The sequence below is a fragment of the Fictibacillus sp. Mic-4 genome (assembly GCF_049843615.1).
Classification (GTDB): Bacteria; Bacillota; Bacilli; order Bacillales; family Fictibacillaceae; genus Fictibacillus_A; species Fictibacillus_A gelatini.
On sequence record NZ_JBBHZM010000047.1, the window covers coordinates 1 to 21,150 of the forward strand.

The 21,150-nt window shown below is 42.4% G+C and carries 22 protein-coding genes and 1 pseudogene; 6 read left to right on the forward strand and 17 right to left on the reverse strand.

The features are described from left to right. Window positions 1-272: 272 nt before the first annotated feature. Window positions 273-1,931, forward strand: coding sequence for a M4 family metallopeptidase (locus WD019_RS19385; protein WP_425712537.1), 1,659 nt, complete (start codon window positions 273-275; stop codon window positions 1,929-1,931). A 270-nt stretch (window positions 1,932-2,201) separates the two neighbouring features. Here the strand turns inward: WD019_RS19385 and WD019_RS19390 are convergent, their stop codons facing one another. The 4 genes from WD019_RS19390 to WD019_RS19405 all read right to left on the reverse strand — a co-directional run bounded on the left by WD019_RS19390 (window position 2,202) and on the right by WD019_RS19405 (window position 6,700). Then, on the reverse strand, window positions 2,202-3,170 hold the full coding sequence (locus WD019_RS19390; RefSeq protein ID WP_425712538.1) for a sugar phosphate isomerase/epimerase family protein: 969 nt from the start codon (window positions 3,168-3,170) through the stop codon (window positions 2,202-2,204). A gap of 87 nt (window positions 3,171-3,257) precedes the next feature. Then, on the reverse strand, window positions 3,258-3,983 hold the full coding sequence (locus WD019_RS19395; protein WP_425712539.1) for a ThuA domain-containing protein: 726 nt from the start codon (window positions 3,981-3,983) through the stop codon (window positions 3,258-3,260). A gap of 37 nt (window positions 3,984-4,020) precedes the next feature. After that, the gene (locus WD019_RS19400; protein WP_425712540.1) at window positions 4,021-5,118 is read right to left on the reverse strand and encodes a Gfo/Idh/MocA family protein; all 1,098 of its coding nucleotides are present in this window, start codon (window positions 5,116-5,118) and stop codon (window positions 4,021-4,023) included. A gap of 361 nt (window positions 5,119-5,479) precedes the next feature. After that, window positions 5,480-6,700 (reverse strand): M20 family metallopeptidase, encoded by a 1,221-nt coding sequence (locus tag WD019_RS19405; protein WP_026678310.1) that lies wholly within the window; start codon window positions 6,698-6,700, stop codon window positions 5,480-5,482. Window positions 6,701-6,958: 258 nt separating this feature from the next. Here WD019_RS19405 and WD019_RS19410 point away from each other — a divergent pair, with 258 nt between their 5' ends. Further along, a complete protein-coding gene (locus tag WD019_RS19410; RefSeq protein WP_425712541.1) occupies window positions 6,959-7,651 on the forward strand; it encodes a hypothetical protein in 693 nt (230 codons plus the stop codon). Between the two features lie 53 nt (window positions 7,652-7,704). Here the strand turns inward: WD019_RS19410 and aceA are convergent, their stop codons facing one another. The 3 genes from aceA to WD019_RS19425 form a co-directional block, all read right to left on the reverse strand. Then, window positions 7,705-8,985 carry an isocitrate lyase gene (gene aceA / locus WD019_RS19415; RefSeq protein WP_425712542.1) on the reverse strand — a complete coding sequence of 427 codons (1,281 nt, stop codon included), beginning with the start codon at window positions 8,983-8,985 and terminating at the stop codon, window positions 7,705-7,707. Between the two features lie 21 nt (window positions 8,986-9,006). Beyond that, entirely contained in the window at window positions 9,007-10,596 is a 1,590-nt protein-coding gene (gene aceB / locus WD019_RS19420; RefSeq protein WP_425712547.1) for a malate synthase A, read from the reverse strand. A 596-nt stretch (window positions 10,597-11,192) separates the two neighbouring features. Further along, a complete protein-coding gene (locus tag WD019_RS19425; RefSeq protein ID WP_425712543.1) occupies window positions 11,193-11,459 on the reverse strand; it encodes a hypothetical protein in 267 nt (88 codons plus the stop codon). Between the two features lie 118 nt (window positions 11,460-11,577). On the opposite strand from WD019_RS19425, the gene WD019_RS19430 reads away from it, so the two are divergent. Next, window positions 11,578-11,772 (forward strand): YfhD family protein, encoded by a 195-nt coding sequence (locus tag WD019_RS19430; protein ID WP_026678306.1) that lies wholly within the window; start codon window positions 11,578-11,580, stop codon window positions 11,770-11,772. 109 nt (window positions 11,773-11,881) lie between these two features. On the opposite strand, the gene WD019_RS19435 is transcribed toward WD019_RS19430, so the two are convergent. The 5 genes from WD019_RS19435 to WD019_RS19455 all read right to left on the reverse strand — a co-directional run bounded on the left by WD019_RS19435 (window position 11,882) and on the right by WD019_RS19455 (window position 14,631). Further along, window positions 11,882-12,274, reverse strand: a complete 393-nt coding sequence (locus tag WD019_RS19435; RefSeq protein ID WP_026678305.1) for a DoxX family protein — start codon at window positions 12,272-12,274, stop codon at window positions 11,882-11,884. A gap of 117 nt (window positions 12,275-12,391) precedes the next feature. After that, the gene (locus WD019_RS19440) at window positions 12,392-12,625 is read right to left on the reverse strand and encodes a hypothetical protein (RefSeq protein ID WP_425712544.1); all 234 of its coding nucleotides are present in this window, start codon (window positions 12,623-12,625) and stop codon (window positions 12,392-12,394) included. A gap of 88 nt (window positions 12,626-12,713) precedes the next feature. Next, the gene (locus WD019_RS19445; protein ID WP_425712545.1) at window positions 12,714-13,544 is read right to left on the reverse strand and encodes an aldo/keto reductase; all 831 of its coding nucleotides are present in this window, start codon (window positions 13,542-13,544) and stop codon (window positions 12,714-12,716) included. Between the two features lie 290 nt (window positions 13,545-13,834). Continuing rightward, window positions 13,835-14,074, reverse strand: a complete 240-nt coding sequence (locus tag WD019_RS19450) for a DUF2164 domain-containing protein (protein ID WP_026678301.1) — start codon at window positions 14,072-14,074, stop codon at window positions 13,835-13,837. Window positions 14,075-14,187: 113 nt separating this feature from the next. Beyond that, window positions 14,188-14,631, reverse strand: a complete 444-nt coding sequence (locus tag WD019_RS19455; protein ID WP_051291505.1) for a general stress protein — start codon at window positions 14,629-14,631, stop codon at window positions 14,188-14,190. 143 nt (window positions 14,632-14,774) lie between these two features. Between WD019_RS19455 and WD019_RS19460 the strand changes: the two genes are divergently transcribed. Next, window positions 14,775-15,410 carry an exonuclease domain-containing protein gene (locus WD019_RS19460; protein WP_425712546.1) on the forward strand — a complete coding sequence of 212 codons (636 nt, stop codon included), beginning with the start codon at window positions 14,775-14,777 and terminating at the stop codon, window positions 15,408-15,410. 42 nt (window positions 15,411-15,452) lie between these two features. On the opposite strand, the gene WD019_RS19465 is transcribed toward WD019_RS19460, so the two are convergent. The 4 genes from WD019_RS19465 to WD019_RS19480 all read right to left on the reverse strand — a co-directional run bounded on the left by WD019_RS19465 (window position 15,453) and on the right by WD019_RS19480 (window position 19,100). Beyond that, window positions 15,453-15,575, reverse strand: coding sequence for a hypothetical protein (locus WD019_RS19465; RefSeq protein ID WP_281172193.1), 123 nt, complete (start codon window positions 15,573-15,575; stop codon window positions 15,453-15,455). 273 nt (window positions 15,576-15,848) lie between these two features. Continuing rightward, window positions 15,849-16,109 carry a holin gene (locus WD019_RS19470; RefSeq protein WP_026678298.1) on the reverse strand — a complete coding sequence of 87 codons (261 nt, stop codon included), beginning with the start codon at window positions 16,107-16,109 and terminating at the stop codon, window positions 15,849-15,851. A gap of 493 nt (window positions 16,110-16,602) precedes the next feature. Further along, window positions 16,603-18,042 (reverse strand): aspartate ammonia-lyase, encoded by a 1,440-nt coding sequence (gene aspA / locus WD019_RS19475; protein ID WP_425712548.1) that lies wholly within the window; start codon window positions 18,040-18,042, stop codon window positions 16,603-16,605. 53 nt (window positions 18,043-18,095) lie between these two features. Next, window positions 18,096-19,100 (reverse strand): asparaginase, encoded by a 1,005-nt coding sequence (locus tag WD019_RS19480; protein WP_026678296.1) that lies wholly within the window; start codon window positions 19,098-19,100, stop codon window positions 18,096-18,098. Between the two features lie 182 nt (window positions 19,101-19,282). Between WD019_RS19480 and WD019_RS19485 the strand changes: the two genes are divergently transcribed. After that, on the forward strand, window positions 19,283-19,624 hold the full coding sequence (locus tag WD019_RS19485) for a helix-turn-helix domain-containing protein (protein ID WP_026678295.1): 342 nt from the start codon (window positions 19,283-19,285) through the stop codon (window positions 19,622-19,624). Between the two features lie 71 nt (window positions 19,625-19,695). Here the strand turns inward: WD019_RS19485 and WD019_RS19490 are convergent, their stop codons facing one another. Further along, entirely contained in the window at window positions 19,696-20,577 is an 882-nt protein-coding gene (locus WD019_RS19490) for a LysR family transcriptional regulator (RefSeq protein ID WP_026678294.1), read from the reverse strand. A gap of 154 nt (window positions 20,578-20,731) precedes the next feature. Here WD019_RS19490 and WD019_RS19495 point away from each other — a divergent pair. Beyond that, window positions 20,732-21,150, forward strand: a pseudogene (locus WD019_RS19495) (2-oxoglutarate dehydrogenase E1 component); the annotation flags it as partial.

The following is a 21,150-nucleotide window of genomic DNA, read 5'->3' on the forward strand; positions in this document are numbered from 1 at the left end:
CTACTATCTTGTGGTCAATACAATTTTTGTATTTTTCATAGTTTTGTGTAAACACAATATTAAAAAAATGCGTTTTTATGCGAGTGTTGTCGATTAAATTAAACTTCTATTATACTACTTTCCATTTATCTCGACATTGGGAAAACGCTTTCAACAAATTAAGCTAATTAGTATATAAAATTTGGTATTTTCCCAATATACATTTTTCCCAAAAATGATATGATGTTTGTAAAGGGCCCTTTAAAATTTGGTTAACGTATTAGGAGGATGTTATGAAAAAAGGATTAACTGCTGTTCTTTCTTTAGGAATTATTTTCAGTTCAGCCTACTCTGCCTCTGCAGCCAATGAGCCCGGTACAAAAACGCAAAAACTCGTTTTACATGAAATCAATCACTCGGAAACAAAGACGGTACATGTAACCTGGTCAAAAGAAGACCATTCCGTTCCTTCTTTTCTATTCGGAAAGCTTACAGATGAAAAATACCCTACGAAAAAAGACATTCTCGCATTCATAAAAAAGAACAAACATCTTTATCCTTTCGATCCGGCTTCTAATCTATTATTTGATAAAGTGGAAAAAGACAAGCTCGGAATGAAACATTATGTATTTAACCAATCGATCGAGGGAGTGCCTATTGACGGGGCAAGGTTCATCGTCCATACGGATAAATCCGGGAAAATTACTGCCATAAACGGTGGGATTCATTCCGATTTGCCAAAAACGTTAAAGAACGGAGCAAAGAAAAAAATAAGTGAAAAGAAGGCCATTAAAGCAGCCTGGAAATCTATTAAAGTGAGCCCGAAAAAAGATGCGGACAAGTCTTCCAATTCTCTTAAACCGGCTTCTAAAGTGAAAAATACCGTCGAAAAAGCGAAACTCGTCGCTTATAAGCATGATGGTGAATATAGCCTTGCTTACCGGGTATCTTTGCAATTTATTGATCCTTATCCGGCAAACTGGCAAATCTATGTTGATGCCGTGAAAGGAAACGTTATTCATCAATTTAATGCGGTTGCCAATGACGGTCCGGCCACAGGTTACGGCTATGGCGTAAATGGTGCCAGAAAAACGTTGAATACGTATTTATCCGGTGGAAACTATTACCTCTATGACACGACAAAACCGATGTCCGGCGTAATCGAAACATTTACAGCAAAAGGCGGAAGCAGCTTGCCTGGCAGCTATTCTATTGATGCAGATAATGCGTTTACGTCCACATCACAAAGAGCGGATGTTGATGCCCATTATAATGCGGGAGTCGTCTATGACTACTACAAAAACAAGTTTGGTAGAAACAGCTTCGACAATCAAGGCTCTACCATCCGGTCAACCGTTCATTACGGCTATAAATACAACAATGCGTTTTGGAATGGCTCGCAAATGGTATATGGCGATGGTGACGGACAAACATTTACTTCACTTTCCGGTGCTGTCGATGTCGTCGGCCACGAACTCACCCATGCGGTGACTGAATCGACGGCAGGACTTGAATATCAAGACCAATCCGGTGCATTGAATGAATCGATGTCCGATGTATTCGGATACTTCATGGATACTGGCGACTGGTTGATGGGCGAAGATGTCTATACCCCGGGCGTTTCCGGCGATGGGCTTCGAAGCTTATCGAATCCTCCGCAATACGGACAACCGGATCATATGAGGAATTATGTCTACACATCAGACGATAACGGCGGTGTCCATACGAACAGTGGTATTCCGAACAAAGCCGCTTACAACACGATTACAGCAATCGGTGTTTCAAAAGCGGAAAAAATCTATTACCGCGCGCTAACTCAATATTTAACACCAACAAGCAATTTCAGTGACGCAAGAGCCGCTCTATTAAGCGCCGCAGCTGACCTATACGGTTCGGGAAGCGCAGAATACAACGCGGTTGCCAACGCCTGGACACAAGTTGGCGTGAACTAATTCAAAAGAACCCTGACTTTTCAGGGTTCTTTTATTTTCTGCAGTACATTAAACGTTTTTGCAAAAATTCAGTTGAAGAACATCCATACCATTTATGCAACGATATGATTGAGGCCTACCGTCACTGGCTGTAACGTTCAAGTTAGTCGTGTAGGAGGCTAATCATTAAGTGATGAGCCAATCCGCTCATACCACCTTACAGATGACTCATGCTGGGCCACAATGGAAGGGCATCACTTTTCCTCGAAAAGCGATGCCCTTTTTTCGTTTTTATACCCACCACATTTCAGCCGGTTGTTCGTTGATCAAAACAGATTGAAGGGTTGAAACGGCACGGGAAAACCCTTCTTCAATCGACATTAATGGATCTTCATGCTCTATGCTTACAACATAGTCATACCCGTATGTCCTTAAAGCGCTCATCATATCCGACCATTCATGGGTGCTATGGCCGCAGCCTACAGAACGGAAACTCCACGCACGGGTTTGCACATTGCCATATGGCTGCATATCCGTAAGACCATACATATTAACATTATCCTGATCAATATACGTGTCTTTAGCATGGAAGTGGTGAATCGCATTTTCTTTTCCAAGTATTTTGATAGCGGCAACCGGATCAATCCCTTGCCACCAAAGATGGCTCGGATCTAAATTGGCGCCGATCGCATCATTTGTTTCTTCTCTTAACTTAAGCAATGTATAGGGGGTATGAACTAAAAAGCCCCCGTGAAGTTCAAGGCCAATTTTTACATTGTGGTTTTTCGCATACTGGCCCCATTCTTTCCAATAAGGAATCAGCTGCTCTTCCCATTGCCACTTTAATACTTCTCCATATTCATTTGGCCATGGCGCGACAGGCCAGTTAGGGTGTTTCGCGCCTTCGTGATCCCCGGCTACCCCCGAGAAGCAATTCACGACCGGTACACCTAACATTTCTGCAAGCCGAACGGTTTTGACATACGTTTCATGGGATTGTTTCGCGAACTCTTTGTTTGGAGAAAGCGGATTGCCATGGCAGCTAAAAGCGCTGATCATAAGCCCTCTTGACTCAATTTCCCGCATGTATTCCTTCCGCTTCTCCCCGCTCTCAAGAAGCACATCTAAATCGCAATGCGCATTTCCCGGATAGTTTCCAGTGCCAATTTCAACGGCGGACACCCCCGCTTTTTTTACATAATCGAGCATTTCAGTAAACGATTTTTGTGAAAACAAAACGGTAAAAACACCTAATTTCATACGTTTGACACCTTCCTTTATAAATTGAAAGCGACTGCTGATCTATTTTTGTTCATCAGCCGGGGCTTTACTTACCGGCCGTCTCTTTTAAGATTTGACAGTTAGCGTCTCAAGCGGCTTTGCATTACCGTAAACTGGCTTTTCCCGTTTGACAGGCTTTGCCCAGTTTACCGCATTGACAATGACGCGCTGAATTTGCTCATTGTGATAAGTGGGGTATGTTTCATGTCCCGGACGGAAGTAAAACACTTTTCCTTTCCCTCTTCTGTAGGTGCATCCGCTTCTGAACACTTCTCCTCCTTCAAACCAGCTGATCAATACGAGCTCATCCGGGGCCGGAATATCAAAGTGCTCACCATACATTTCTTCCTTCTCAAGCTGTATAAACTCTCCAATTCCTTCAGCGATGGGGTGGCTCGGATCAGCAACCCAGAGCCGTTCGGTTTCGTTTGCTTCACGCCATTTCAAATCACAGCTCGTCCCCATCAATGTTTTAAATATTTTCGAAAAGTGGCCGGAATGCAGCACAATTAGCCCCATTCCGTCCAACACACGATTCTGTACTTTTTTAACAACTCGATCCTCTACTTCATGATGAGCCAAATGCCCCCACCAAATTAACACATCTGTATTTTCCAGCACTTCATCCGTTAAACCGTGCTCCGGTTCATCAAGAGTCGCTGTTCTCACTTCAAAATTGGCCTTCGATAGGAATTTAGAAATGGCCCCATGAATTCCTTCGGGATAGATTTTCTTCACTTCCTCATTCGATTGTTCATGCCGGTTTTCATTCCATACGGTAACTTTAGTCATTTCGGTTTTCTCCTTTTCAAGATAATCGGAATCCTTACTACAAAGCAGGTATTTTATCAAAATAAACCGCTTTTCCCGTTTTAGAAGATTCATAGATGGCTTCAAGAATTTCGGTGACAACAAGTGCTTCTTCCGGTTTAACGACTGGCTCTGTATCATTTAAAATGCTTTCAATCCATAATCGTGCCTCAAGATCCGCTTCACTTTCGCTATTTTCATCATAGAAAGCTACTCCGCCAGTGTTTAATTCCACATTCGTCGTAAACAGTTTCCCGTGTTTTTCACCATGGATACGCAATCCGTCGTTCATGTCGGCTCCGCCTTCAGTGCCGGCTAACGTGCACTTTGCCTCTCCTACCTCTAGAGAATTAAGCGCCCAGCTCGACTCGAGCATGATCGTCGCCCCATTTTCCATCGTGATAAACCCAAACGCTGAATCCTCCACCGTAAACTTCTCCGGATCCCACGGCCCCCATGCATTAGCGGCGTTTTTCTTTTGGCCAAGTTTATGGAAGGTTGTCCCCATTACCGCTTTCGGCCTATAGTTATTCATCATCCATAATGTCAGGTCAAGCGCGTGTGTTCCAATATCGATCAACGGTCCTCCGCCTTGCTTCTCTTCATCAAGAAAAACTCCCCATGTCGGAACGGCACGGCGACGGATCGCATGGGCTTTAGCAAAGTAAATGTCCCCCAGCCCGCCTTCTTCGCAAACTTTATGTAAATATTGGCTGTCCTGGCGAAAGCGGTTTTGATAGCCTATCGTGAGCTTCTTCCCTGTCCGTTTTGCCGCTTCCACCATTCTTCGTGCTTCCGAAGACGTTTTCGCCATCGGTTTTTCACACATGACATGCTTCCCGGCTTCTAATGCACTGACGGTAATGTCGGCATGGGAATCGTTCGGTGTGCATACATGAACGACATCAATCGCGGGACCTTGCAACAATTCCTTGTAATCTTCATACACCTTTGACCCTGCTACCCCGAATTCTTGTGCGGCTTTATGTGCCCGTTCTAAAACGATGTCACAAAACGCAACGATTTCGACTTGATCTAACTTTGCAAGACTTGGCATATGCTTTCCATTCGCAATCCCTCCGCACCCAATGATTCCAACCTTTAATTTTTTATTCATCTTAATCCCTTCCTTTTTTCTAAAATTGAAATCGATTTCAAAACTAAAAAAATTTACAGTTCCACTTTTGCTGAACGCCTTTTGACTTCCTGCTGACAAACGTCGTCAACAAAAATTTCTTTTTATCAACGTTAGTGGTAATTCTTGAACGTTTGGATGAAGTGAGTCTCCATTTATAAATATCGAGAGCATCCTATACGAAAAAATTATTCTAGTCTTTGGGAACGATTTCATGAATTCGTTCTCACAAACTAGCTTATAGCATTCATTGGAAAACCTCAATATATATTTTGTATTTTCTAAATTTTTATTTAATACATTTTAATAAAAAGAGGGTGGGTCCCCCCTCTTTTTATCAAGATTATGAAACCTGGCTATTGATTTTTTCTTCTCTCGCTCCTAAAGCGCCCCTCTGCTCTAAATACGTAAACACCGCATTGCCCAGCGTTTTGGCTGCGATTAGCATGGCCCGCTCATCAATTTCAAATTTCGGATGATGGTGAGGGTACGTTGTTTCCCACTCCGGATTTTGCGCCCCTGTAAAGAAGAACGTTCCTTTTACATGCTGCAAATAATAAGCGAAATCTTCACCGCCCATATCCGGCTCCATTTCAAAAACGGACGAAACACCCGGCACGTTTTCAGCTAATTTTGCCAAAAACTCTGTTTCTTCTTTATGGTTGACGACAGCAGGGTAGCCTTTTTGATAATGATATGAATAGTCTACATCTGCAGATAAACATGTACCTTTTACTATCCGCTCAATTTCTTGTTCAATAAAATCTCTTACCTCTTCTTTAAACGTTCGAACCGTTCCGATTAATAAAGCACTATCGGCAATCACATTAAACGCATTTTTCGCTTCAAACGAACCGACTGACACAACAGCAGCGTCGATCGGCTTTACCCTTCTTGCGACAATTTGCTGTAAATTCGTCACTAGCTGGGCCCCGACTACGATGCTGTCTTTCGTTACATGCGGCTGGGCGCCGTGCCCGCCTTTCCCTTGAATTTTTATTTCAAAACGGTCGGACGCCGCCATGATCGGTCCTGACCGATATCCAATCTGGCCACAGGGAATCGTCGCCCATAAGTGCGTTCCGATGATGACATCTACCCCATCCAGGCAGCCATCTTCAATCATGGCGATGGCTCCCCCGGGGGCAAGTTCTTCGGCATGCTGGTGAATAAAAACGACATTTCCTTCTATATGTTCTTTTAACTGGTTTAAAACTTTTGCTAAAACAAGCAATGTAGCGGTATGTCCATCATGGCCGCAAGCATGCATGACTCCAGGAACTTTTGATTTGTAAGGCACATCATTTTCCTCCTGGATAGGGAGCGCATCAAAATCAGCGCGCAGTGCAACGGTCTTTCCTGGCTTCGCTCCCTTGAGGGTGGCGACTACCCCTCTTCCGCCAACGCCCGTACGCACTTCATGACCGAGATTGCGATGATATTCAGCGATAAATTCTGGCGTTTTTACCTCTTCAAATGACAATTCGGGATGCTGATGAAGATAGCGTCTAATATCGACCATTTCATGATAAAAGGAATCCAACAATGCAAACAACTTGTCCACGGAACTCATCTCCTTAAACAAACTTAGACAATACCTCTTTTACTTTGTTCTCCGCCTGTTCAGTAAATCCCTTTATTTTTACTACTTTCGCCGGATATGAAAAGCAAATCTTCAATTTTTGGTAAAAAAGTCACTGATGAATCCGCCCATTTAATGGTAACTTTTTCTGTATGTAAAAACGATTGAATTATCACGAATATGGTTTTTTACATTTTTTAGTTGATCGGCTGATAAGTAAGCGAATGTGGCTGATAAATCGTGCAAGTGGCCGTTATTCAACTAAAAGTGACTGATATCTTTCATCAGCTTATCCGAATCACGAAAGAGTGTAAGGAATCATTTCCGGATCCTATCTTGCAAGTTAAGCATCAACAACACCAATTCGTAAACTGGCTTAAAGATTTTAAGTTTCCACTGATGCCCGTGGAAGGAATCATAGTCCTTTCAAACCCTAATTCGATCATAAAAACAACCGCCAATTGGCCTGAATATTTTACAACTATCATTAAGAGCCAGACCCTCCTGCCGAAAATAGAAACCTTTAAAAATCAGCACAATGAAGAACAACTCTCGAACAAAGAACTTCGAAAACTGGAAAAACTTCTTATAAAACATCACACTCCACTAAATTTGGATGTTCTATCAAAATATGAGATCTTGCCTTCTGAACTGTTGCAAGGCGTTTCCTGTCCGAATTGTTCTGCTCTCCCGATGAAACGAGCGTACGGAACATGGATCTGCTCTATCTGCTCGTTTTCCTCGAAAGACGCCCACTTAGCAGCCCTTCAAGATTATTGTCTCCTCATTCGATCAACGATCACAAACAAACAGTTTAGGGAATTTTTGAAGCTCCCCTCTAGTTCTATTGCCCGTAAGCTTCTTACCAGCTTGAATTTTCCGTATGACGGAGCAAAAAAGGGGAGGGTATATAACCTGTTGTTTGACGAATAAATAATACAAAAAAGGAACAGGTACACGTTTTACCTGTTCCTTGATTATTTTATTTAGTTGGCTGTCGTAAATTGCTCTTCTTCGGTGGAACCTGTAAGTGCTGTTGTTGAAGAGGTTCCTCCGGAAATTACTTGCGCCACATCGTCGAAATAGCCGGTTCCGACTTCGCGCTGATGGCGGGTAGCCGTGTAACCATATGCTTCACTCGCAAATTCGGCCTGCTGCAATTCGGAATAAGCTTCCATTCCGCGATCTCTATATTCCCTCGCAAGCTCGAACATGCTATGGTTGAGCGCATGGAATCCGGCGAGTGTGACGAACTGGAACTTATAGCCCATTTTTCCGATTTCGCGCTGGAAGTTCGCAATCGTTTCATCATCGAGCTTCTTCTTCCAGTTAAATGATGGCGAACAGTTATAGGCTAACAGTTTACCTGGGAACTTCTCATGAATCGCTTCAGCAAATCTCCGCGCTTCTTCCAAATTTGGCTCAGATGTTTCGCACCAGATTAAATCAGCATATGGGGCATATGCCAGTCCTCTTGCAATCGCTTGATCAAGCCCTGCTTTTGTGCGATAAAATCCTTCTGGCGTCCGTTCTCCGGTCATAAACGGGTGGTCATATGGATCAATATCGCTTGTAATGAGATTCGCTGCATTCGCATCCGTTCTTGCGATTAAGACGGTTGGCACACCTAATACATCGGCCGCAAGCCGGGCTGAAATTAAATTCCGGACCGCCTGCTGGGTTGGCAATAGCACCTTTCCGCCAAGATGCCCGCATTTCTTTTCGGAAGATAGCTGATCTTCAAAATGGACGCCTGCTGCCCCTGCTTCAATCATCGCTTTCATTAGCTCGAATACATTTAACACACCGCCAAATCCGGCTTCCGCATCGGCGACAATTGGAGCAAACCAGTGCGTGTCACTTTTTCCTTCCCCGTGCTCAATTTGATCGGCCCGCTGAAGCGCCTGGTTGATCCGTTTTACAACTTGCGGAACGCTGTTGGCGGGATACAAGCTCTGGTCCGGGTACATATGTCCAGCGAGATTCGCATCAGCTGCGACTTGCCAACCGCTTAAGTATATCGCTTTCAAGCCAGCCTTAACTTGCTGGACGGCTTGATTGCCTGTTAATGCACCGAGAGCATGGACATAGTCCTCTTCATGGAGCAGCTTCCAGAGTCGCTCTGCCCCCATTCGTGCCAATGTATGTTCAATTTGGATCGATCCGCGAAGACGCAGAACATCCTCTGGACTGTATGGACGCATGATTCCATTCCATCTTTCCGCTTCCCAGGCTTCCTTCATTTCCGTGATCATTTGTGAATTCATTATTTTTCCTCTCCTTTTAACTTAAATGTATTTATATCCAGGGACAGTTAAAAATTCATTAAACTCATCTTCTTTAATCAATTTTATAAAGAGTTCCTTTGCTTGATTAAATTTGCCCGATGAGAAAACTTCACTGCCCAGGTTGGCCCAAATGATTTTCATTTCTTCCTCAACCAATTTTTCAACTAGTTCCATTGTGATGTTCCGGCCGTCTTCAAGAACGCCTTTTTCATGGCGAATCCATTGCCATACTTGAGCCCTTGAAATTTCGGCAGTTGCTGCGTCTTCCATTAAGTGATTTAGCGGGACCGCTCCTCTGCCTCTTAGCCATGCTTCTATATATTGAATGCCTACTGAGATGTTCGTTCTTAAGCCATTCTCTGTAATTGGGCCGGGTGATGGTTCGAGCAAATCACGAGCCGTTACATGAATATCATCGCGCTTTTTCTCTAGCTGATTAGGCGCAGGCATGATACGGTTAAAGACTTCCATTACGGCTGGAACAAGACCGGGGTGTGCGACCCAGCTTCCATCATGGCCGTCATTTGCTTCTCTTTCTTTATCCGCTTTTACTTTTTGTAAGGCTTCTTCATTCGCTTTGGTGTTATTCTTGATGGGTATTTGTGCTGCCATGCCGCCGATGGCATGGGCGTTTCTTCTGTGGCAAGTCTTTACGACATATAAGGTGTATGATCGCATAAAGGGGACAGTCATGGTGACGAGCGAGCGATCAGGCAGTAAATATTCTGGATGATTTTTCAGTTTTTTGATATAGCTGAAAATGTAATCCCATCTTCCGCAGTTAAGGCCGGCACTATGGTCTTTTAACTCGTATAAAATTTCATCGGCTTCAAATGCGGCCAGGATCGTTTCAATAAGTACAGTCGCCTTAATGGTTCCCTGCGGAATGCCAAGTTCTTCCTGGGCAAAGACAAATACATCATTCCACAGCCGGGCTTCCAGATGACTTTCGAGCTTTGGCAAGTAAAAATACGGACCTGAACCATTTTCGATCAACTGTTTTGCATTATGGAAAAAGTAGAGCCCGAAATCGACAAGACTTCCAGACATCGGCTTTCCGCCATACTGTAGATGCTTTTCTTCTAAATGCCAGCCGCGCGGCCTGACAATTAAAGTAGCTGTATTTTCATTTAATTGGTAGGGCTTCCCTTCCGGTGAAACATAGGAAAGCGTTTTGCGGTTCGCATCGCGCAAGTAAATTTGTCCGCCAATCGTATTTTCCCATGTTGGCGAATTGGCATCTTCAAAATCGGCCATAAATACTTTTGCCCCGGAGTTTAGTGCATTAATGACCATTTTCGGATCCCCTGCAGGTCCCGTAATTTCAACCCTTCGATCTTGAAGATCTTCTGGGACCGGGGCAATCGTCCATTCACTTTCCCTTATCGATTTTGTCTCCGGCAAAAAGTCCGGGAGCATTCCTTCATCAATCTCTTGCTGGCGTTTTCTCCGATTGTCCAAAAGGGCATTTCTCGTACCCATAAACCGTTCGTGGAGTTTTCCTAAAAAGTTCAATGCCTCTTTCGATAAAATTTCATCGTAACCTTCATGAATAGGCCCTGTACAATTTACGACTGAATCTGTTTTCAACTGAGTTTGCTTCAACGTGCCTTCCTCCTTGATCTATTTGATTTCAGGACGATGTTCATTTATTGCTTGTTAATCAATTCGGCCATTGCCATTACAACGGCTGCAACTTAAACAGCCCTGGCCTTCACAGTTCTGGCAGCAGCCTTCCCTCTGATGGTGACCTGTTCCATTACATTTCGGACATTCAAGTTCTCCATTTCCCTGACAAGTGAAACAATCCATTTTTAATTATCCTCCTTTAAATCCGACTGTTATAAAACAGTTGATATTCTTGTTAAATAATATATAACAAATCTTCAGAAAAGTGAATACCTTTTTTAAAAATTGTTATATTTTTTTTCGTGTTTTGAATTCTGTTATAAAACAATGCGGTGGTCGGACAATAAACTCTCGATTTCGGACAATAAATGATTAAGAATGGACAATAAATGAAAGACTTCGGACAGAAAAAAATGCATTATGGACAATAACAACCTCTAATTTCCAACATTCAGGTAATTTTAACTTCAAAATTCCACTGAGACAGGGCTTAAGGAGGACTAGACGCAGCGAATCGCAAAAAAATGAAAAAAACGAGGGGAGATCCCTCGTTTTTATTAAAGTTTTCCTAAAAAGTTTTTAATTTGACGATCCGGAATTTCGAGCTTTTCAGCAATCTCGGCCTTAGAAGCCTCAGGATACTTTTGCGAAGCTTGTTCGAACAATTGGCGTTTTTGCAAGTGCACAAGCTTTGAAAGTTGAAGTGAAATATAGATAAGCGTACTAGCGAGAATGCCGATAAGTAAAGAATAGCCAATCGATGCAGGAAACATAGAGAACAAAAAACCGATAACGGCGCCTAAAACGATCCAGAAAACGAGCAAATTAATCCCCCCATTTTTTCATCATTTTACCATTACGGGGCTATTTAATCTATCCGCATATTTTTACCTCCTTATCACACCCTATGAAAGAAACCAATCACGGAAGGGTGAAGAACGAATGGGAAGAGCGCATAAGCAGCGAATTACAAGAGATAAGAACAAATCTTCATTGCCTCAAGTGCCGAGAGCCAATCTCGTTTCGACGGATAGTGAAAATGAATTTGCTAAAGAACTTGATGACCGCTATGAATTTGAAGTGAAACCCGGGTTTGGCCCGACCGGAGTCAGGCGAAAAGATGAGGACAAGTGCTAAAAAATAGAGTTTAGCACTTGTTCTACAAAGATTTTATATAGGCATAGCTTTTTTCTCGAAAATGGTGAAAATATCAAATAAGCTGCTGATCAACTCATCAGCTTATTTTTTACATATTAAATAATACATACTCGCCAGGGCCGATTAAAGCAACTCCGACGGCAACGGCAATAAGAATCAAGTTATATTCAAATCCATTTTGCGTCACCCAGTAGCCATTTTTTCCATGAACAGTGAAAATCGCAACGAGCATCGTGATCACGATAAGAATAGCTCCAATCGGGGTGAGGACCCCTGCTGCAAAAAGAAGGCCTCCGAGCAATTCGCCCGCGCCGGCTAAAAATGCCATTAGCATTCCTGGCTTCATGCCTATCGATTCAAGCCATGAGGCTGTTCCTTTCAAGCCATGGCCGCCAAACCAGCCGAACAGCTTTTGTGTTCCATGCCCCATAAATGTAATGCCGACAACAAGCCGTATAATTAATAACCCTAGATTAAACATAATGTATCTCTCCTTCATTTTTATTATTAACTTATCTTATGTAAGTATGATATGATATTCCACTTACTTTTGTCAAGTTACTTTTCGAAAATAAAACAAAAAAGAAGGAAACCCCATTTAAGGGGCCACCTTCTTGTTAGTCTTTATTTTTTCCTTCAATGTATACATACTTAAAATCATCAGTTGCATATCCTGGTAGTCCGGTCCCCAACCGGCGTATGACATTTCGAAATCCCCTTTTGATTTTAACGCCAATTTTTGTTTGAACGGCTGCGCTTTAAGCCGGGAAGGTTCTTTAAGCCGGTTCTTGACATATTCTCCAACTTTTTCACTTTCGACTTCATTCAGCATTTAGCTATACCATTGAATTTTTTTTGCAATTGTATCACAAACAAAGCGAGCTCTATTGATTTAGAGTCTCGCTTATTTACATCGAAGTTTAAAATTTAAAGTTGTCCGGATCCTGGCCGTTTCGCTTATTGATATTAAGTGCATCTATTTGTCTCATTTCATCAGGCGAAAGTTCAAAATCAAAGAGAGCTCCATTTTCTTTAATCCGGTTTTCATTAACGGATTTCGGAATAACAACAATTCCGTTTTGCAAATGCCAGCGCAAAGTGACCTGGGCAACGGATTTCTGATGTTGTTCCGCAATTTTTGTAAGAACCGGATCATTTAAAATTTCACCTTTTAATAATGGCCGCCACGCTTCTAGTTGAATGTCGTTTTCTTTACAAAAAGCAAGCAGTTCTTTTTGCGATAATTGCGGATGGCATTCCACTTGATTGACCATTGGCTTTATTTCACAATCGGCCATAATATCTTCTAAATGATGAATTTGGAAGTTGCTCACGCCAATTGCCTTCACTTTTCCGTCTTTATACAGTTTCTCAAGCGCTCTCCACGTTTCTTTATACTTTTCTTTCACCGGCCAATGCACTAAATAAAGATCGACATAATCGAGGTCTAACTTTTTCCGGCTTTCTTCAAAAGCGGTCAATGTCGAGTCATACCCTTGATCGGTGTTCCATACTTTAGTCGTAATAAAAAGTTCTTCACGAGGAACGCCGCACTCTTTTATCGCTTTTCCAACACCTTCTTCATTTTGATAAAGAGAGGCCGTATCAATGCTTCGGTACCCGGCGCTAATTGCCGCCTTCACCGCACGAATTACTTCTTCCCCTTCTTCCGCCTTATAAACGCCAAGTCCTACCCACGGCATTTTGACCCCATTATGTAAAGTCGTTGTATCCTGGATGCTTTTTACCATTTCCAAATCCTCCTTCAAATGAAGACTTATTTTTCATTTTGCCATATATAGATTGGAACATAAAAAAATATGCTTTTTGTTGCACTATAAAAATTAGGCCGATGCTTGCCATGTAAAAACATTGCCTGTCTTTAGCCTTCCATGATTATGGTTCGAATGGTTTTCCCGGGCAAAGTCATCCTCTTTTTTGCCATTAGTGTTATCGTTTTAGAGATTGTGTCGGGGTTCATCGGTTAATTGTTTAAAAGGAAAGCACCCCGGGTAAGGTTGTTTGTGTTATCTCCAAAATTTCATCGTTTTTCTAACGCATAGAGGTCATCTTCAATCGAAGCCATTCGATCGGCTACAAGACGCCGGGCATCGCTGATGGCCTGATTATAAAGAATAGGGCCAGCGTGTTTCATGAAAAAGTCGAGCATGTTTTCTGCCGCTAAATGCCCGATTTCCTCCCCTCGCTCTTTGTAAAAGTATTGCTGGATTTCACTGATCATTTGTTCCTTTTGTTCCCGTGGGAGCTTTAAAAACATCATGATGCCATCATCCTCCTTTTTCTTTATTATCCATTACCTTCTCTGGTTTCTCCAACAATTAATCACCATAAAAAAAGCCAGGTCTACACAGGCGGTAGGTTCTGGCCTCCGAATTAGTCTTTTGCATTGTCCTTTTCAAGAATCACAAGAATGCATCCGTGATGAAGATCATCGACATATTGTTCGGCTTGCCGTTCCGAAATGTTTAATGTTAATAACATTTCCTTTAAATCGTGATCTTCATTTTCTTTAAATAATTTTGCAAAAGGGCCAGCGGCAATAAGCGGCCCGATAACTGGTGCAGTTAATCCTGGAACCGCGATTAAACCGCTAATGCCTGTTAAAAACCCGGCAATGGTTCCGTAAGCTTCTTCATTTACCCCATTTAACGGGTGTTCTTCAGCAACATGGGTTTGATCCGCAATTTCGTCCATTTGCCGTTCATCTTTTGCAAGGATCGAAATCTCTTTCGGATCATATCCTTCTGCAATTAGTGAACGGATCGTTTTCATCGCTTCATTGTTCGTCTCATACACACCGATTATTTTTTTACTCATCCGCCTTTAGTCCTCCGTAGTCTTTTACTATATTTGTACCCTTAAAACGATTGATTAAACATTCTTTTCAAATGGAAATGGTATTGGTAAGATGAATGAAAAGCAATCGATGAGGGGAATCGAAAATATAGAGGGAGGCTAATATGCTTAAACAATCAACCATTGGAATGGCTGCGTGTATCGACATTGAAACGACGGGTTTAAGTATTTATAAAGAGGAAATTATCGAACTTGCTATCGTTCTCTTTACTTTTAACCGGCCGAGCGGTGAAGTTCTTGAAATCATTGATGAATATTGCGAGCTAAATGAGCCGTCTAAACCGGTCTCACCCGGTGCGGCCAACGTGCATGGCATCAGGCAAGAAGATTTAATCGGAAAACGTCTTGACAACAAACGGATTGAAAATATGATGGCACAGGCAGATCTTTTAGTTGCGCATAATGCCAGTTTTGAAAAAGGGTTTCTGAAAAGATATTTTCCATTGACGTCGGACATGCCATGGCATTGTTCAATGAACGGAATCCAGTGGAAACAGTACGGATTTACGTCAAAAAAACTTGGAGATTTGCTTTTCGAACATAACATTCATGCAGATCGATTACATAGAGCATTAGATGATGTGAGAGCGACAATCCATTTAATTTCTCAAAAAAATGCCCATGGCGACTTTTATTTTAAAGAATTATTGCAAAAACCGATGGGAGCACGGGCAAAAGTGTCTAAAAAGAAAAAGACAAAAAATTACTCCATTCCACTTCACCCATCTAGCGATATTTAAAGTAATGAAGCGGCTTCCATGATAAGCCGCTTCATTACTCTTTTATTTTAGCCACATCCAGATCATCCATAAAATTAAGATGATAAGGAGCGCTCCAAAGGTCATCGCCATCCAAAAAACATGGGCGTTCTGCTCACGCGTATTTCCTTCATTTCTCGCTGCCATAATCTCTGCACCTTCCTCATTATAGATCATTATGGCTTTAGTATTTACAAACATGCGGGAGTTCATAAAAATTGTTTTCACATGCAAAACCTTACCATTTACATTTGTTCCGAACCAAAATATTTACTCATAATAATCGGTCTTTTGTTTTCAATATTGTTGTACAACCGAAGTTTTCTTTTATAAAGATTCATAGAGGATTTTCAATGAGGAGTTTTCTTTTCACATAAACAACTTAAAAATCCGTCTTCGAAGACGGATTTTAATCTACCTCTATTTCGTTTTTCCTTCTCTCTTATTAAATGCAAGTTCATAAAGGCCGGTTGACGACAGGCCGGCAAGCGCTCCACCCCATAATCTTAATGTCCAATCTAGATCGGTTAAAGGCGCGGCCGCAAAACCGATCACGATTCCGAGCACGAATGCGATTGCAGGTACTAGATTTTTCGGTAATGAAAACGCCCGTTTTACTACTTCTGTTACGGCGGTTACAATGGGCAAAATAATGGATGCAAAAGCAAGAATTAACGTCATGCAAATCCTCTCCTATCCGGCATCATTTTCTTTTCATCTACGTTTTTTTCTCCATAGATTACTTGTTATCAACATATGTTATAGATACTCATCGGGTTGGTTGATCATAACTGTTGACGTTAATTTTCTTACTATTTTTAGGAAATGGGCTGATAAGTGGTCTTAAGTGGCTGATTTCCACCATAAAAAGACCGCCTATGATTGCGGCGGCCAAATTTCATATGTAATTTAATACGCTAACCAGGTCCAGAGCATCCATCCAACTAAAATGACAATCATCGCAATTACCGAAATGCTTAACCAGGTAATATCTTTCAAACCTGTTCTTTTGGTAGCCATCACCATACCGCCTTTCATTACAGATTTCAAACGTATTATTTCCCAGAAGAAACTAAAAAATCCCGCCTTAATTTTTGGGGGATTTCAGCAAATACAAAATGACTTGAGAAGTTCTCAAGCCCTTTTGAATACACATGTTCTTGCTGTGGCGGAATTACTTTTTATCAAAAAGCGAAGAGCCTGCAATGCCGGGATGTGTCATTTCATACGGATCAAGGATCAAATCGAGCTCCTCTTCCGTCAGCACTCCATGCTTCAGGCAAAGTTCCCGAATCGATCGTCCGCTCAAGATAGCTTCTCTTGCTATCTGTGCTGCTGTTTCGTACCCAATATGCGGGTTGACTGCCGTGATAACGCCAACGCTCTTTTCAACATAGGCTTTTAGCCGATCTTCGTTTGCTTCGATCCCTTTCAAACAATGATTTGTGAAAACGCGGAATGCATTATTCATAATGCTGATCGACTGAATCAAGTTGAATACAAGAACAGGCTCCATGACGTTTAATTCAAGCTGTCCCGCTTCAGATGCCAGGCAAATGGTGTGATCATTACCGATCACCTGAAAGGCCACCTGGTTTATGACCTCCGCCATGACAGGGTTGACCTTACCAGGCATGATGGAAGATCCGGGCTGTCGGGCAGGGAGCGTGATTTCCCCCCATCCCGCACGGGGACCGGAAGCCATCAATCGCAAGTCGTTCGCGATTTTTGACATGTTCATCATACACACTTTGAGCGCGGCGGATACTTCGGTGTAGGCATCCGTATTTTGGGTGGCGTCCACTAGATGCTCCGCCCTGACAAGTGGCAATTTGCTAATGTCCGCAAGATGTTTCACAACCGCTTCGATATAGCGAGGGTCTGCATTCAGTCCCGTTCCGACGGCGGTTGCGCCCATGTTAACTTCATACAAATGCTGTTTTGATTGGTTGATCCGCTTGATATCTCGCTCGATTGCACGGCTGTAGGCTTCGAATTCTTGACCAAGGCGAATCGGGACCGCATCCTGAAGGTGGGTGCGTCCCATCTTGATGACGTGGTCGAACTGACACGCTTTTTGCAAAAACACGCGATGCATATCGTCCATCGTATGAAGCAATAGCTCCAAAAGATTTAATACTGCGATATGAATGGCGGTTGGAAATGCATCGTTTGTAGACTGGGACATATTAACATGGCTGTTCGGGCTTATATAAGAATAGTCTCCTTTTTCTTTTCCCAATACTTCTAGTGCGCGATTAGCGATGATTTCATTCGCATTCATGTTAATGGAAGTGCCGGCCCCTCCCTGGATCGGATCGACGATGAATTGGTCATGCCATTTTCCTTCGATGATTTCCTGGGCCGCTTCCGCAATCGCGTTCCCTCTAGTAAAATCTAAGCGGCCGATATCCATATTGGCTAGCGCTGCCGCTTTTTTGACAATCGCCATCGCCCTGATTAGTTCCCCATGTATTCTGTAACCCGTAATAGGAAAGTTTTCGACTGCTCGAAGCGTTTGAATCCCATAATAGGCTTCTTGAGGCACTTCCTTTGCACCTAAAAAATCTTTCTCCATTCTCATGTGCTGTTTTGTTTCAATGAGGGTTGACATCATTGAATTTCCTCCTCCTCTTTAGGCCGAACACGATGTTGCTGCTTTTTTCTTTAGTCTTCTATGTCAAATCCAGGAGTCTTATCCCCGGCCATTGGCGTCTCCATGATTTCCTTAACTTCATCGATGCAATCAGTTTGTCCAAGAGCCCACATCAGCTTGGCGACGATGGCCTCTGTATTCATATCCCCGGATAAAATGACACGATGTTGGGCTACCTTGCGCCCCACTTCATAAAGAAGCAAGTCTTCCCCCTCTTCCAGGCATTGGGTGGTGATCACTACGGCAATGCCGGCTTCCGTTAGTTCCTTGACTTTCGTAAGCAAATTACGGCCCTCAAAAGGCAAACCGCCGTTGCCGAAACTTTCAATGATGACACCTTTATATAAGCCTTTCAAACAATCAAATATCTCCGGTTTGGTTCCTGGGTAAAGCTTCAAAAGAAACACATCCGGGCACAGGCTTGTATTCCATTGAGGTCCACCAGAAATAGGTGCCGGTTTCCAATGATAGCGAACTTCCCCCGACTCGATAAAAGCAACGTATGGATGATTGATGCTTTCAAAAGCATCATAGCTTTTCGTTCTCATTTTGACCGCCCTCGGACCAATGATTACTCGCCCATCGAATACGACAAAGACTCCGCCAATATTTTCACGGGCAAAACGCACGGCATCTGCCACATTCTTTTTCGCATCTGTTTTTTTAAAGCTAATCGGAACCTGCGACCCCGTTATGACAACAGGCTTTTGCAGTCCTTGCATCATGTAAGACAATGCAGCCGCAGTATATGCGAGCGTGTCCGTTCCATGAGTAATAACGAATCCGTCGTATTGCTCATAATTCCGGAATATGGCTTCAGCTATTTCCGCCCAATGTTCTGGCTGCATGTTCGTGCTGTCCCTGTTCATAAGAATTTGGCAAGTCACATCAACCGATTCCGAAGAGTGATTGAAATGTTCCAACAGCTCCTCAGCGGTCAAGCCGGGCGCAAGGCCTTCCTCTCCCTCAACGGATGCGATTGTTCCGCCTGTCGCAATTAACAATAATTTCTTCATCGCTTATCATCCCATCGTTTGTATTTCACTTTCATACGCATTACGCAAACAATTATACCTTATTATATGATTAAACCCTAATATAAATCAACATTTGTATTCATTACGCGCACTTTTTTCTTTCACACGGATGCAATGCCTGCTATAATTAAAGGAGAATAATAGAGGGGGCGGAGTTATCGATGCTACAACGATTAGCGAATCTTAGAAAAAGCAGAAATTGGTCTTTGCAGGAAACTGCCGACCGCCTTGGAATCGCGAAAAGCACTTATGCGGGCTATGAATCCGGATACCGGCAGCCTTCCTTGCAAGCTTTACTGCAAATCGCGAATCTATTTGAAACAACGGTTGATTATATTTTAAACCGGACAAATGATAAACAGGAGAAGCTCGAGCTGGTTGAATGTCTGGAATCAGAAATTGCCCTTTCATTGGATGGAATTCCTTTAACGAAAGAGGAGCTGTACGATTTCATTGCATTTACCCGCTTGAAACGAAGGATAAAAAACAACGATGAAGAATAAAAACGAGGTGCCATTCGTTAACTAAGAAAAAGTCGATTCCTAAAAATTCGGACCGACTTTTTCCCATTTTTCTATTGCTTTTTATAGTAATTTTCTATAAAATGCACGAATGCTTTAACAACATTCCACTCTAGCGATTCCTTATGATAATACATCCACGTTCTTCGCAAGATTAGATTCCCATTTTGGTCAGTTAAGTCAATTTGGTGTACATCATCTATCCCGGCGAGGATCCTGCTGGACAAAATGCCATAGCCTAAACCATTTACAACCATTTCCTTACACGTATCAACCTGGTCGACTTCGATGCTGATGAAGGGCGGATCCGCATAGTTTTCAGCCCACCAATGATCAATCAACGTTTTTAATAAGTAATCTCCTCTATAGTCGATTCTAGGAAGGTGGGGGAGATCGGTAATATCAATCTCTTCCTTTGACGTAATGCAAATTGTTTCTTCAAATAATAATTGTTTCGATAATCCTCTCCACCCATAATCCCCCCGGACAAAGCTAATATGAACATCTTTATTGTGTATAAGCTGAGTTACATCTCTGCTCCAGCCTGTAACCACTTTGAATTCCACATGGGGATATTGCATTTTAAATAATTTTAAAATATAAGGAAGTTCATAATTTGCAAAAAAATTGGATACACCCAATTTCAATGTGCCTGCAACCTCATTGCTTACATTCTTGCTCATATTGCGGACTTTTTCTTTTATTTTTTGATAATGATCCAGAGCCTCCTCCGCGCAATGGACAAGATATTCTCCTTGAGGGGTAAAATGAACTCCTCTGCTTTCTCTGGTGATTATTTTAACCCCCAGCTCCTCCTGCATATGTTTTAAGCGGTTCGTCAATGCCGGTTGAGTGATAAACAAAAGCCGAGCAGCTTTCGTCAAGTTTTTCTGGCTATAAAGAACCTTTAATATTTCCCAATCACGGTAATCCATTATCCCCACCCTTACTGCCATATAAATTTTTCTTATATTTAAATATAATTTTTTAGCATTTTATTTATTTTAATTATTGCATTATCCTTATCCGTAAGCAAACTATAATTGCTTTTCCTAAAGCGATAAAAAATATTCATGGGGGCATGTGGTAATGCTGAAAAACCAACAAAATCCATGGGAAAACTTTCATGGCCCAAACCTTGGCTATGTCATTGAACAATATGAACAGTATGTAAATGGAGATGACACCGTTTCCCCGGAATTAAAGGAACTTTTTGCAAAGTGGGGCTCTCCTCTATCCTATGAAACTAACTCATCTGAAAAAATAGCTGAAAATTCCTCCTCTGCCTACAGCAGCTCAACGAATCTGGAAAACGTCGTGAAAGCGGTAAAACTGCTCGAGGCAATTCGTTCAGACGGGCATTTGGAAGCAACTATCAATCCGTTAGAGAAGCCAGCAAATGACCGGTCATTTATGGCTCTTGAAAAATATGGGTTGTCCGAGGAAGACTTGAAAGCGATCCCGGCAAAGACGATCTGGCCAGATGCGCCAAATGATGTGAGTACTGC

What these genes read in the sequence shown, in the direction of transcription:
- WD019_RS19470 (WP_026678298.1), bottom strand. Translation starts at nt 16,109, where the DNA reads ATGACGTTAATTCTTGCTTTTGCATCCATTATTTTGCCCATTGTAACC.
- WD019_RS19485 (WP_026678295.1), top strand. Translation starts at nt 19,283, where the DNA reads ATGCTACAACGATTAGCGAATCTTAGAAAAAGCAGAAATTGGTCTTTG.
- aceA (WP_425712542.1), bottom strand. Translation starts at nt 8,985, where the DNA reads ATGAATTCACAAATGATCACGGAAATGAAGGAAGCCTGGGAAGCGGAA.
- WD019_RS19480 (WP_026678296.1), bottom strand. Translation starts at nt 19,100, where the DNA reads ATGAAGAAATTATTGTTAATTGCGACAGGCGGAACAATCGCATCCGTT.
- WD019_RS19390 (WP_425712538.1), bottom strand. Translation starts at nt 3,170, where the DNA reads ATGAAATTAGGTGTTTTTACCGTTTTGTTTTCACAAAAATCGTTTACT.
- WD019_RS19385 (WP_425712537.1), top strand. Translation starts at nt 273, where the DNA reads ATGAAAAAAGGATTAACTGCTGTTCTTTCTTTAGGAATTATTTTCAGT.
- WD019_RS19440 (WP_425712544.1), bottom strand. Translation starts at nt 12,625, where the DNA reads ATGCTGAATGAAGTCGAAAGTGAAAAAGTTGGAGAATATGTCAAGAAC.
- aspA (WP_425712548.1), bottom strand. Translation starts at nt 18,042, where the DNA reads ATGTCAACCCTCATTGAAACAAAACAGCACATGAGAATGGAGAAAGAT.
- WD019_RS19430 (WP_026678306.1), top strand. Translation starts at nt 11,578, where the DNA reads ATGGGAAGAGCGCATAAGCAGCGAATTACAAGAGATAAGAACAAATCT.
- WD019_RS19435 (WP_026678305.1), bottom strand. Translation starts at nt 12,274, where the DNA reads ATGTTTAATCTAGGGTTATTAATTATACGGCTTGTTGTCGGCATTACA.
- WD019_RS19490 (WP_026678294.1), bottom strand. Translation starts at nt 20,577, where the DNA reads ATGGATTACCGTGATTGGGAAATATTAAAGGTTCTTTATAGCCAGAAA.
- WD019_RS19445 (WP_425712545.1), bottom strand. Translation starts at nt 13,544, where the DNA reads ATGGTAAAAAGCATCCAGGATACAACGACTTTACATAATGGGGTCAAA.
- WD019_RS19400 (WP_425712540.1), bottom strand. Translation starts at nt 5,118, where the DNA reads ATGAATAAAAAATTAAAGGTTGGAATCATTGGGTGCGGAGGGATTGCG.
- WD019_RS19450 (WP_026678301.1), bottom strand. Translation starts at nt 14,074, where the DNA reads ATGATGTTTTTAAAGCTCCCACGGGAACAAAAGGAACAAATGATCAGT.
- WD019_RS19465 (WP_281172193.1), bottom strand. Translation starts at nt 15,575, where the DNA reads ATGGCAGCGAGAAATGAAGGAAATACGCGTGAGCAGAACGCCCATGTT.
- WD019_RS19395 (WP_425712539.1), bottom strand. Translation starts at nt 3,983, where the DNA reads ATGACTAAAGTTACCGTATGGAATGAAAACCGGCATGAACAATCGAAT.
- WD019_RS19460 (WP_425712546.1), top strand. Translation starts at nt 14,775, where the DNA reads ATGCTTAAACAATCAACCATTGGAATGGCTGCGTGTATCGACATTGAA.
- WD019_RS19455 (WP_051291505.1), bottom strand. Translation starts at nt 14,631, where the DNA reads ATGAGTAAAAAAATAATCGGTGTGTATGAGACGAACAATGAAGCGATG.